This window comes from Streptomyces caelestis (assembly GCF_014205255.1).
Classification (GTDB): Bacteria; Actinomycetota; Actinomycetes; order Streptomycetales; family Streptomycetaceae; genus Streptomyces; species Streptomyces caelestis.
Window position 1 is genome coordinate 1,436,791 of record NZ_JACHNE010000001.1, and the last position, 11,510, is coordinate 1,448,300.

General features: G+C 68.4%; 7 protein-coding genes and 1 rRNA gene. 3 read left to right on the forward strand and 5 right to left on the reverse strand.

The features are described from left to right. Positions 1–25 precede the first annotated feature (25 nt). Positions 26–1,554, reverse strand: a 16S ribosomal RNA gene (locus HDA41_RS06450). Positions 1,555–2,104: 550 nt separating this feature from the next. Between HDA41_RS06450 and HDA41_RS06455 the strand changes: the two genes are divergently transcribed. Together HDA41_RS06455 and ptsP are read left to right on the forward strand one after the other, a co-directional pair. Beyond that, the gene (locus HDA41_RS06455) at positions 2,105–2,554 is read left to right on the forward strand and encodes a PTS sugar transporter subunit IIA (protein ID WP_184981532.1); all 450 of its coding nucleotides are present in this window, start codon (positions 2,105–2,107) and stop codon (positions 2,552–2,554) included. A gap of 78 nt (positions 2,555–2,632) precedes the next feature. Then, positions 2,633–4,303 carry a phosphoenolpyruvate--protein phosphotransferase gene (gene ptsP / locus HDA41_RS06460; protein WP_184993210.1) on the forward strand — a complete coding sequence of 557 codons (1,671 nt, stop codon included), beginning with the start codon at positions 2,633–2,635 and terminating at the stop codon, positions 4,301–4,303. A gap of 69 nt (positions 4,304–4,372) precedes the next feature. Here ptsP and HDA41_RS06465 read toward each other — a convergent pair whose 3' ends face one another. Then, positions 4,373–5,263 carry a DUF8829 domain-containing protein gene (locus HDA41_RS06465; RefSeq protein ID WP_184981533.1) on the reverse strand — a complete coding sequence of 297 codons (891 nt, stop codon included), beginning with the start codon at positions 5,261–5,263 and terminating at the stop codon, positions 4,373–4,375. A gap of 175 nt (positions 5,264–5,438) precedes the next feature. After that, a complete protein-coding gene (locus HDA41_RS06470; RefSeq protein ID WP_184981534.1) occupies positions 5,439–7,406 on the reverse strand; it encodes an acetoacetate--CoA ligase in 1,968 nt (655 codons plus the stop codon). 212 nt (positions 7,407–7,618) lie between these two features. Between HDA41_RS06470 and HDA41_RS06475 the strand changes: the two genes are divergently transcribed. After that, entirely contained in the window at positions 7,619–9,997 is a 2,379-nt protein-coding gene (locus tag HDA41_RS06475) for a glycoside hydrolase family 31 protein (RefSeq protein ID WP_184981535.1), read from the forward strand. Here the strand turns inward: HDA41_RS06475 and HDA41_RS06480 are convergent. After that, positions 9,988–10,524 (reverse strand): NUDIX domain-containing protein, encoded by a 537-nt coding sequence (locus tag HDA41_RS06480; RefSeq protein ID WP_184981537.1) that lies wholly within the window; start codon positions 10,522–10,524, stop codon positions 9,988–9,990. The genes HDA41_RS06475 and HDA41_RS06480 overlap by 10 nt on opposite strands. A gap of 47 nt (positions 10,525–10,571) precedes the next feature. Next, a complete protein-coding gene (locus HDA41_RS06485) occupies positions 10,572–11,381 on the reverse strand; it encodes a M15 family metallopeptidase (protein WP_184981539.1) in 810 nt (269 codons plus the stop codon). Between the last annotated feature and the right edge of the window lie 129 nt (positions 11,382–11,510).

Sequence of the window (11,510 nt, forward strand, 5' to 3'; positions counted from 1 at the left end):
GGGATCGGTAAGAAGTGCTCCTTAGAAAGGAGGTGATCCAGCCGCACCTTCCGGTACGGCTACCTTGTTACGACTTCGTCCCAATCGCCAGTCCCACCTTCGACAGCTCCCTCCCCACAAGGGGGTTGGGCCACCGGCTTCGGGTGTTACCGACTTTCGTGACGTGACGGGCGGTGTGTACAAGGCCCGGGAACGTATTCACCGCAGCAATGCTGATCTGCGATTACTAGCGACTCCGACTTCATGGGGTCGAGTTGCAGACCCCAATCCGAACTGAGACCGGCTTTTTGAGATTCGCTCCACCTCGCGGTATCGCAGCTCATTGTACCGGCCATTGTAGCACGTGTGCAGCCCAAGACATAAGGGGCATGATGACTTGACGTCGTCCCCACCTTCCTCCGAGTTGACCCCGGCGGTCTCCCGTGAGTCCCCAACACCCCGAAGGGCTTGCTGGCAACACGGGACAAGGGTTGCGCTCGTTGCGGGACTTAACCCAACATCTCACGACACGAGCTGACGACAGCCATGCACCACCTGTACACCGACCACAAGGGGGACCCTGTCTCCAGGGTTTTCCGGTGTATGTCAAGCCTTGGTAAGGTTCTTCGCGTTGCGTCGAATTAAGCCACATGCTCCGCCGCTTGTGCGGGCCCCCGTCAATTCCTTTGAGTTTTAGCCTTGCGGCCGTACTCCCCAGGCGGGGCACTTAATGCGTTAGCTGCGGCACGGACAACGTGGAATGTTGCCCACACCTAGTGCCCACCGTTTACGGCGTGGACTACCAGGGTATCTAATCCTGTTCGCTCCCCACGCTTTCGCTCCTCAGCGTCAGTATCGGCCCAGAGATCCGCCTTCGCCACCGGTGTTCCTCCTGATATCTGCGCATTTCACCGCTACACCAGGAATTCCGATCTCCCCTACCGAACTCTAGCCTGCCCGTATCGACTGCAGACCCGGGGTTAAGCCCCGGGCTTTCACAACCGACGCGACAAGCCGCCTACGAGCTCTTTACGCCCAATAATTCCGGACAACGCTCGCGCCCTACGTATTACCGCGGCTGCTGGCACGTAGTTAGCCGGCGCTTCTTCTGCAGGTACCGTCACTTTCGCTTCTTCCCTGCTGAAAGAGGTTTACAACCCGAAGGCCGTCATCCCTCACGCGGCGTCGCTGCATCAGGCTTTCGCCCATTGTGCAATATTCCCCACTGCTGCCTCCCGTAGGAGTCTGGGCCGTGTCTCAGTCCCAGTGTGGCCGGTCGCCCTCTCAGGCCGGCTACCCGTCGTCGCCTTGGTGAGCCATTACCTCACCAACAAGCTGATAGGCCGCGGGCTCATCCTGCACCGCCGGAGCTTTCGAACACCTTGGATGCCCAAGATGGTCAGTATCCGGTATTAGACCCCGTTTCCAGGGCTTGTCCCAGAGTGCAGGGCAGATTGCCCACGTGTTACTCACCCGTTCGCCACTAATCCCCACCGAAGTGGTTCATCGTTCGACTTGCATGTGTTAAGCACGCCGCCAGCGTTCGTCCTGAGCCAGGATCAAACTCTCCGTGAATGTGTACCGGTAATCCGGTGCAACACCACGAGAGCGGAACAGCCAGGCGGAATAAGCCCGGCCGTTCACAGCGTCCTCGCTGTGTTTTTTCAAAGGAACCTCGCCCCAGCTGATGCTGGAGACGGGGTATCAACATATCTGGCGTTGACTTTTGGCACGCTGTTGAGTTCTCAAGGAACGGCCGCTTCCTTTGTACTCACCCTCTCGGGCTTTCCTCCGGGCGCTTCCCTTCGGTGTTCCCAACTCTACCAGTGTTTTTCCGACCCTCTGACCACTGTCCTGCAGGCATGCAGAAAGTGACCCCGAGATAGGATCTGACAAGTTGGGTGCTGCCAGACGAGGACACGTGGTTGTGTCGCTCAGCCCCAAGCAGGAGTACGACTGTACACCCGGCCGTGGAGCCGGTGCAAATCGCTTTGAGGTATGGTCTAGACCATTCTGGAGTGCCTACGCGGAACCGGCACTTCAGGTGACATACCCTGCTGAACAGTGTGCCGTCCGGTACCGGCAGGGACGGCCCCTTTAGAACTCCACCCCTGGGAGGCTTCCCATGACCACCGTGACGTCCCCACTCGCAGGACGCGCCATCGGACTGGCAGCCGTGCCGGATCCGGTCTTCTCCGGGGCCATGGTCGGCCCGGGGACAGCGATCGACCCCGTACGTGAGCCTTCCGAGGCCGTTTCGCCCGTGGACGGCGTCATCGTCTCCCTGCACCCGCACGCGTTCGTAGTCGTCGACGAGAACGGTCATGGCGTGCTCACTCACCTCGGTATCGACACCGTGCAGCTCAACGGCGAGGGTTTCGAGCTGCTCGTGAACAAGGGTGACACCGTCAGGCGCGGCCAGGGCATCGTGCGCTGGGACCCGGCTGCCGTCGAGGCCGCGGGCAAGTCCGCGGTCTGCCCGATCGTGGCGCTGGAGGCCACGGCCGAAGCACTCTCCGATCTTCGTGACGACGGCGATGTGAAGGCCGGCGACAGTCTCTTCCTCTGGGAGTGACCTCAGTGCCGTCGTAAGGCGGCTAGCAGGAGAACCAACGCGGTGGCTGAATCCGCCGCACTATCGGAGACGGGTGAGATGGACACAACGCTGCGAGGCGTCGGCGTCAGCCACGGTGTGGCGATCGGCGAGGTTCGGCACATGGGAACGGCGGTGCTGGAGCCGCCTGCGAAGCAGATCCCCGCGGAAGAGGCGGAGCGCGAACAGGGGCGCGCCCGCAAGGCCGTGGAGGCTGTGGCGGCCGACCTGATGGCACGGGGCAACCTGGCGGGGGGTGAAGCCCAGGCGGTGCTCGAGGCACAGGCCATGATGGCCCAGGACCCCGAGCTGATGGCAGACGTGGAACGGCGGATCGACGTCGGCAGCACGGCCGAGCGCGGGGTGTACGACGCCTTCGCCGCGTACCGCGAGCTGCTGGCGGGTGCCGGTGAGTACCTCGCCGGTCGTGTGGCCGATCTCGACGATGTGCGGAATCGTATCGTCGCCCGTCTGCTGGGGGTGCCGATGCCGGGTGTGCCCGACAGCGACGAGCCCTATGTCCTTGTCGCCCGTGACCTCGCGCCTGCCGACACCGCGCTGCTGGACCCGACTCTGGTGCTCGGCTTCGTCACCGAGGAGGGCGGTCCGACCAGCCACAGTGCGATTCTGGCGCGGGCGCTCGGGGTGCCGGCCGTGGTCGCGCTTCCGGGTGCCGGCGAGCTCGCCGAAGGCACGATGATCGCCGTCGACGGCAGCACCGGCGAGATCTTCGTGGACCCGAGCGATGAGAAGAAGGCTCAGCTCGAGGCCGCGGCCTCCGAGCGCAGGGCGGCGCTGGCGGCTTCGACCGGCCCCGGTGCCACCGCGGACGGTCACAAGGTGCCACTGCTCGCGAACATCGGCGGCCCTGCGGATGTGGAGGCAGCGGTCGAGGCCGGTGCCGAGGGTGTCGGACTCTTCCGCACCGAGTTCCTCTTCCTGGACGACAGCAAGCAGGCGCCGTCCGAGGAGAAGCAGGTCGCTGCGTACCGGCAGGTGCTGGAGGCGTTCCCCGAGGGGCGTGTCGTGGTGCGGGTGCTGGACGCGGGTGCGGACAAGCCGCTCGACTTTCTGACGCCGGCCGACGAGCCGAACCCGGCGCTCGGCGTGCGGGGGCTGCGGACGCTGCTGGATCACCCGGAGGTTCTGCGTACCCAGCTGACGGCGCTCGCGAAGGCCGCGGAAGGGCTGCCGGTCTACCTCGAGGTCATGGCCCCGATGGTCGCGGACCGCACCGATGCCCGGGCTTTCGCGGACGCGTGCCGAGAGGCCGGGCTGCGGGCGAAGTTCGGCGCGATGGTCGAGATCCCGTCGGCCGCGCTCCGGGCGCGCTCGATTCTCCAGGAGGTCGAGTTCCTGTCGCTGGGGACGAACGACCTGGCGCAGTACACCTTCGCCGCCGACCGTCAGGTGGGTGCGGTCTCCCGTCTGCAGGATCCGTGGCAGCCCGCGCTGCTCGACCTGGTGGCGCTGTCCGCCGAGGCGGCGAAGGCCGAGGGCAAGAGCTGTGGCGTCTGTGGTGAGGCCGCGTCCGACCCGCTGCTCGCGTGTGTGCTGGCTGGTCTGGGCGTCACCTCTCTTTCGATGGGCGCGGCGTCGATTCCCTACGTCCGGGCCGCGCTGGCGAAGTACACGCTGGCGCAGTGCGAGCGGGCTGCTGCTGCGGCGCGGGCCACGGACAGCGCCGAGGACGCGCGCAGCGCGGCGCAGGCGGTGTTGTCGGGCGAGTGAGCCGGGCCTGACCGGCCGATGACTGCCCGGGCGGGGCGCTCCACTGCGGTGGGGCGCCCCGCCCGCTTTTCAGTGGTTGTGTCCCTGTTCCGGTTGCACGTCTCCCAGGTCGGGCGGTTCGCAGTAATCGACGTTGGATTCGGGGGAGATCAGGTCGCCGGATTCCACGTCGGTGCAGTAGGCGTCGAAGACCTCTCCCGCGGTGAGGGGTTCGAGTCCGTATGCGCGCAGGCGCCAGCCGTAGACACGGTCGGGGCTGCCTGGGGCGCTGGCTCGGATGACGAGTCCTCCGGGGCTTTCGGTGGCCAGGCCGAGGGCCAGGACCGTGGTGAACTCGAGGGCTTCCGTCTCGTCCAGTTTGACGGCGCCGCCGGTGTCGGCGACGTGGAGGGCGGCGACGAGGGTCTCGGGCGGTCCGGTGACGCTGCACACGAGGTGCCGGTTGCCGGACGGGGCCGTGTCGAGGATGCGGACGAGGAGGTCCGAGGCCCGGGCGAAGGCGGCGCGTCCGATGTCTTCGCCGCAGGAGGTGCAGGCGCCCAGGCGAGCGAGGAGTGTGGTCGCGTACTCCCAGGTGGCCTGCCGCACGGCCTCATCGACGAGGGCCGGGAGCAGGTCGGACAGAGGCTGGCCCTCGTACGGAAGGGTCGGGCCTGTGACCGCGAGTCGTGCCGTGAAGCGTGTGCGGCTCGACGGGTTGTCGGGGTCGAGGCCGTTTTGGGTGCAGAACTCGGCGTACTCCTCGGGGTCGAAGAGGGCCACGGTGGTGTGGCTGCCTTGGAGGGCACGTGTCCTGAGGAGGCCTTCCACATGCTTGAGGTAGGCCGCGTGGTCGTCGAAGGTGAAGCTGCGGTAGCGCCGCATGGCCAGGAAGTCGTGCTCGTCGGTGAGCAGGCCGAGGGTGCCGGCGATTTCGCGGCGCAGGACGCGTCGCATGGTCCGGCTGTCGGTGTGCGTCATTGTTCCCCCTGTGCACGGTCGATCAATGCTCACTCACAGTAATCGGTGGCACTGACAACGGGCGCTGGGCAGGGGATCGGTATCCGGATGAGGACATAACTGCAGGTCAGCTGCCGGGTGGTTAACGTGATCGCGTCAACAGACATGGTGACGAAGAGTGTTCGAGTGGTGCTGGTCAGGGGCGTTTGCGGGCCAGGTCCTCGTAGAAGCTCAGCAGGTCGAGGTTGTCGATGGAGCCCGGGTTGACCGCCTTCTCCAGCGGCGTTCCCTGGAGGAGGCGTTTGACCGGGACCTCGATGCGTTTGCCGGTCAGGGTGTGGGGGACGCCGGGTACTTCGATGATCTCGTCGGGGACGTGGCGTGGTGACAGTTGTTCGCGGATGGTCTGCTTGATGCGGTTCAGCAGGGCCTCGTCGAGGACGGCTCCGGGGACGAGGTGCACGAAGAGGGGCATCCAGTAGCCGCCGTCGGGCTGTTCGATGCCGATGACGAGGGATTCCCTGATCTCGGGGAGGCGCTCCACGGCCTCGTAGATGTCGGCGGAGCCCATGCGTACGCCTTGGCGGTTGAGCGTGGAGTCGGAGCGGCCGTGGATGACGACGGATCCGCGGGAGGTGACGGTGATCCAGTCGCCGTGCCGCCATACGCCGGGATACGTGTCGAAGTAGCTGTCGTGGTAGCGGCTGCCGTCGGGGTCGTTCCAGAAGTGGATGGGCATCGACGGCATGGGGTTGGTGACCACGAGTTCGCCGACCTCGTCGATCAGGGGGGTGCCGTTCGGGTCCCAGGACTGGAGGTCGGTGCCGAGGCAGGGGGCCTGGAGTTCGCCGACGTGGACCGGGAGGGTCGGTACGGCTCCGGCGAAGCAGGAGCACACGTCCGTGCCGCCGCTGACGGAGGCGATCCACAGGTTGTCGCGCACCTCGCCGTGGAGCCAGCGGAAGCCGTCGGGGGGCAGGGGCGAGCCGGTGGTGGCGACGCACTGGACGGAGGAGAGGTCGAAGTCGCGGGACGGGTGTACGTCCGCCTTGCGGCAGGCCATGACGTAGGCGGCCGAGGTGCCGTAGAGGGTGGCCTTGGTGCGTTCGGCGATGCGCCACTGGGCGCCGGTGTCCGGGTAGCCGGGGCTGCCGTCGTAGAGGACGATCGTGGTGCCGGTGAGCAGGCCGGAGACGAGGAAGTTCCACATCATCCAGCCGGTCGACGTGTACCAGAAGAAGCGGTCCTCGGGGCCCAGGTCGCAGTGCAGGCCGAGTTGCTTGAGGTGCTCGACCAGGATGCCGCCCTGGGACTGGACGATGGCCTTGGGCAGGCCGGTGGTGCCGGAGGAGTAGAGCACCCACAGGGGGTGGTCGAAGGGCACCTGCTCGAAGACGGGGTCCGTGTCGGCGGAGGTGAGGGCCGACCAGTCCAGGGCGCCCTCGGGTGTCTCGGTGCCGAGGAGGGGGATGTGGACGACGGCACGCAGGGTGGGCAGTTCGCGGCGCAGTTCGGCGACGACCTCGCGCCGGTCGTGCTCCTTGCCGCCGTAGCGGTAGCCGTCGACCGTGAACAGCAGGACGGGTTCGACCTGCTGGAAGCGGTCGAGGACGCTGCGGGCGCCGAAGTCGGGCGCGCAGGACGTCCAGACGGCGCCGACGGCGGCTGTCGCGAGGAGGGCGACCACGGCCTCCGGGATGTTGGGGAGGTAGCCGCTGACGCGGTCTCCTGGGCGTACGCCGAGGGCGCGCAGCTCGGCGGCCAGGGAGCTGACCTGGCGGCGCAGCTCGGCCCAGGTGACGGGGCTTGGTTCGTGCGTCTCGTCGACGTGCAGGAGGGCCGGTTCGTCGGCGCGGGTGTCGGCCGCGCGGAGGGCGTGTTCGGCGTAGTTGAGGGTCGCCCCGGGGAACCACTGGGCGCCCGGCATCGAACGGTCGCCGAGCACGCGCGCGTAGGGCGTCGAGAAACGGACGTCGAACCACTCCGTGACGGCTTTCCAGAAGGTGTCCAGCTCGTCGACGGACCAGCGCTGGAGGGCCGCGTAGCCGCCCTCGGCGGGGGCGCCGTGGTGCTCGGCTGCCCAGGCCTGGAACCTGGTGATCCGTGCCCGGGCGATGCGCTCGGGGTCTGGCTGCCAGAGCGGCTGAGGACTAGCGGTCGACATGGTCGGCTCCCGGACTGTGCGCGTCGTGTGCGTCCTCCGCGCACGGGCTGGGGTGTGCGCGTGACGCGGCTGGCACGGACAATGCCATGTGATCGACTTCGGCACCAGGGTGCGCCCCACATAGTCCGTGTCGTGAAGATGTGGTCGTGGCACAGGTGAACGGCAGTTGAACGACACGCGCGCGTGGGGCGGTCAGTGGCAGGGTGAGCAGCATGAACGGTCGTGACCTGGTGCGTTCGGTGATAGCGGTGGGTTCGGTGGGCGCGGCGCAGGGTGTGCGTACCGTACGAGCAGCGTGGCGCAGGCGGCGGGCCGACGCCACCGGACTGCCGTCGCGGGGGGCGGAGCGTGCGCGGGTGCCCGGGGCCGTGCAGGAGGTGGAGCCGGGGCCGGGGGGCGGTGTCGTCCGGTTCAGCCGGTCGGAGCTGCGGATTCTGGTCGCCGTGAACGGCGCCGTCTTCTACGGCTGGGACGGGGCGGAGCCCGAGCCGTCGTACGCGCTGGCCGGCCGGTGTCCTGAGGCGGATCCCCGGGCGGTGCTGGAGCCGGACAAGGACGGTGGCTGGCGGGTGGTGGCCGAGCGGGTGACGGTCGTCGTGTCGCGGCACGGCGCGGTGGAAGTGCGCACCCCCGGTGGTGTGACCCTGCGCCGCGATCTGCCGCCGCGGTGGTGGGAGCCGGTCGGCGGCGGCCCGGCGCGGTGGATGCAGCGGTCGGAGGTGGCTGCCGACGCGCGGTTCTTCGGGCTCGGTGGTCGGGCTGCGGGTCCTCGGCTGCCGGACGGGACGTACCGGCTGTGGAACACCGACCCCGGTTATGCCTTCGGGCCTGGTGACGACCCGCTGTACATCACGATGCCGGTGCAGATGGTCGTGTCCGACGGCGGTACGCATCTGGTGTTCCACGACAGTTCGTGGGACGGCACGGTGACGCTGCGGGAGGGCGAGGAGGGCGCCGGTTCCGGGCACGACCGGGCCGGGACGAGCGAGCTGCGGATGGACGGCGGTCCACTGCGCTGCTGGGTGATGGTGGGCGCCCCCGCGCGCGTGCTGCTCGCCTGGGCCTCACTCACCGGCGCGCCGGCACTGCCGCCCGCGTGGGCACTCGGGCACCACCACGCGCGGTGGGGGTTCGGCAGCGAGCAGGAGGTGCGGCGGATCGTCGCGGGGTATCTGGAGCGTGGTCTGCCGCTCGACGCCGTGCACCTGGACATCGACCATTTCGACGCGCATCAGGTGTTCACCGTCGACCAGGACCGCTTCCCGAAGCTGCCCGTTCTGGCCGAGGAACTCCGGCGGGACGGCATTCGCCTGGTGTCGATCGTCGACGCGGCCGTGAAGGCCCTGCCCGGCAATGCCGTGTACGACGGTGGGACGGCTGAGGACGCGTTCGTGCGGGATGCCTCGGGGCAGGTCGTGCAGGGGGTCGTGTGGCCTGGGGATGCCGTGTTTCCCGATTTCACGCACGCGCGCGTGCGTGAATGGTGGGGCGGTCTCTACGAGGAGCGGCTCGCGCAGGGCTTCTCGGGTTTCTGGCATGACATGAACGAGCCCACGTCGTTCACCGCCTTCGGGGAGTCGACGCTGCCACGTTCGGCGTGGCACTCCCTGGAGGGGCGGGGCGGTGACCATCGTGAGGCGCACAACGTGTACGCGCTGTGCATGGCCAGGGCCGGCTTCGAAGGGCTGCGGAAACTCACGCCCCAGGAGCGGCCGTTCCTGTTCTCCCGCTCGGGATGGGCCGGCATGCAGCGCTACGGCGGGACCTGGTCCGGGGACGTGGCCACCGGCTGGCCGGGACTGCGGGCGTCCTTGGCGCTGGTGATGGGGCTCGGGCTGTGCGGCGTGCCGTACTCGGGGCCGGACATCGGAGGCTTCGACGGGGCCCCCTCCCCCGAGCTGTTCCTGCGGTGGTTCCAGCTGGGTGCGTACCTGCCGCTGTTCCGTACGCACGCGAGTCTGCGGGCGGGGCGCAGGGAGCCGTGGGAGTTCGGTGCCGAGGTGCTGAAGCACGCGCGCGTGGCGCTCGTCGAACGCCGGCGGCTGCTGCCGTACTTCATGACGCTGGCGCACCTGGCGCGGCGTACCGGAGCGCCCTATGTGCGGCCCCTGTGGTGGGCGGCGCCGGAGGAGCGGGCGCTGCGTGACTGCGGGGACGCCTTCCTGCTGGGCGACTGCCTGCTGGTGGCGCCGGTGCTCGACCCGGGCGCGGACCGGCGTGCCGTACAGCTGCCGCGGGGGCGCTGGTACGACACAGCGACGGAGCGGGCATACGAAGGGCCGGCGCAGGTGCTCGTCGACGCGCCTCTGTCGCGGATCCCGGTGTTCGCGCGCGCGGGTGCGGTGCTTCCCGTACGCGGGGAGGACGGCGGGCTGGAGCTGGAGGTGTGGGCGCCCGCCCCGGGACGGACCGGGGGCGGGCTGGTCGTCCCGGACGGGGGCGAGGGGTGGGACGAGCCGGAGATCGAGCGCTACACGGCTCGGTGGATGGGCTCGCGGGTGGTCGTCGAGCGGGAGGGTGAGAACGGTGGGGGCGAACCGTCCCACCCGGTGCGCGTCCGCGGGGCCGGGAACGCTGAAGTTCAGATGTAGCGGCCCTCGAACCAGGCCCGTACGGCCACGGTGTGCAGGGGGAAGGCGAGTTCCTCCGCCCTGCGCAGGAGGTGCCAGCCCTCCGTCTCACCCGTGGCGGCGGAGGGCGGCAGACTCTCGACAGGGCGTTCCGGGAGGAGGCCGAACAGCAGCAGGTGTCCGTCGGGCGAGCTCATCGCATCGACGAGGCGTACGTCGCGACCGGCCGCGTCGATGCCGGTTTCCTCCTTGAGTTCGCGTACGACGGCCTGCCGCCAGTCCTCCCGGTCGTCGATGTAGCCGCCGGGCAGGGCGATGCCCCCGCGCGCGGGAGCGACGGTTCGGGTGATGACGACCAAGGCGGTGCCCTTGGTGTCGTACACGGGCTGGAGGGCCACCGCGACCGGGAGGGGATTGCGGTAGGCCACGCTGCCGCACGCCGGGCAGGTGCGGGGCCAGCCGGAGACGCCCTCTCCGTAGGGCGCGCCGCAGCTCGAACAGTGGGAGCCCGGCGCGGAGTTGGAACTGGAGTGCTGAGTTTCGGACACGCGGCGGACTGTAGCCGATCACGGAGAGGGCGTCTGCGGCGGGCGGCTCAGTGAGCGCTGGTGAGCGCCTTCCTGGACACGGGGAAGTCGAAGTAGGTGTCCGGGTAGGGCTCGGGCTTGTAGGTGTAGTGCCACCACTCCTCTGCCAGGTTCACGAAGCCGAGGCCTTCCAGGGTGCTCTTGAGCAGCAGCCGGTTGGCGCGTTGTCCGCCCTGGACGCGTGGGTCGAGGGTGTGGGAGAGGGTGTCGAAGCAGTCGAAGCCGGTCCCCATGTCGACGGAGTTGTCGGGGAACCGCTCCTCCAGGGGTGCGAAGCACGGCACGAGGGGCTCTCCGGGGTGGTACGGCCGGGTCGGCTTCGCCGGCAGTTTCACGAGGGTGACGTCCAGGGTCGATCCGCGGCTGTGGCCGGACTTCTCGGCGATGTAGCCGTCGGCGAACAGCCGGGTCTTGTCGACGTTCGGGTAGAACTCGTCCTTCATGGCCTGGTCGTCGAGGTCCTTGGCCCAGCGGACGAAGTGGTCCACCGCGCGCTGCGGCCGGTAGCAGTCGTACACCTTGAGTGTGTAGCCCTGGGACAGCAGCTTCGTCTGGGCCCTGTGGAGGGCTTGGGCGGCGGGGCGGGTAAGGACGCAGATCGGCTGGACGTAGCCGTCGATGCGCTCACCGACGAAGTTGTGCGGGGTGAAGTAGCGGATCTCCTGAAGGATCGTGGGGTCCACGCTTCTCAGGGTCACGAAGTCCCTGGGCGCCTGGGGCCCGGTCTCGGCCTGGGCGGTTGCGGCGGGGGCGGTCGCCGCCAGCAGGGCGGCGAAGGCGGTGATCAGGCCGCGCGCCACGGTGGTGAGTCGTGTCATGGCTCTTGCGTCTACCAGGAGACGGTCCCGCCGGGGAAGGGATGTAGAAGTCCGGAAAGCCGTGGCAGACTTCTGACGTTCCGTCAGATACGGTCTGCGGGGAGGCACTGTGGCGCGTACACGAACGCC

Bases quoted from the DNA above. Each gene is read 5' to 3' on its own strand.
- HDA41_RS06475 (WP_184981535.1), top strand. From the start codon at position 7,619: ATGAACGGTCGTGACCTGGTGCGTTCGGTGATAGCGGTGGGTTCGGTG.
- HDA41_RS06465 (WP_184981533.1), bottom strand. From the start codon at position 5,263: ATGACGCACACCGACAGCCGGACCATGCGACGCGTCCTGCGCCGCGAA.
- HDA41_RS06485 (WP_184981539.1), bottom strand. From the start codon at position 11,381: ATGACACGACTCACCACCGTGGCGCGCGGCCTGATCACCGCCTTCGCC.
- ptsP (WP_184993210.1), top strand. From the start codon at position 2,633: ATGGACACAACGCTGCGAGGCGTCGGCGTCAGCCACGGTGTGGCGATC.
- HDA41_RS06455 (WP_184981532.1), top strand. From the start codon at position 2,105: ATGACCACCGTGACGTCCCCACTCGCAGGACGCGCCATCGGACTGGCA.
- HDA41_RS06470 (WP_184981534.1), bottom strand. From the start codon at position 7,406: ATGTCGACCGCTAGTCCTCAGCCGCTCTGGCAGCCAGACCCCGAGCGC.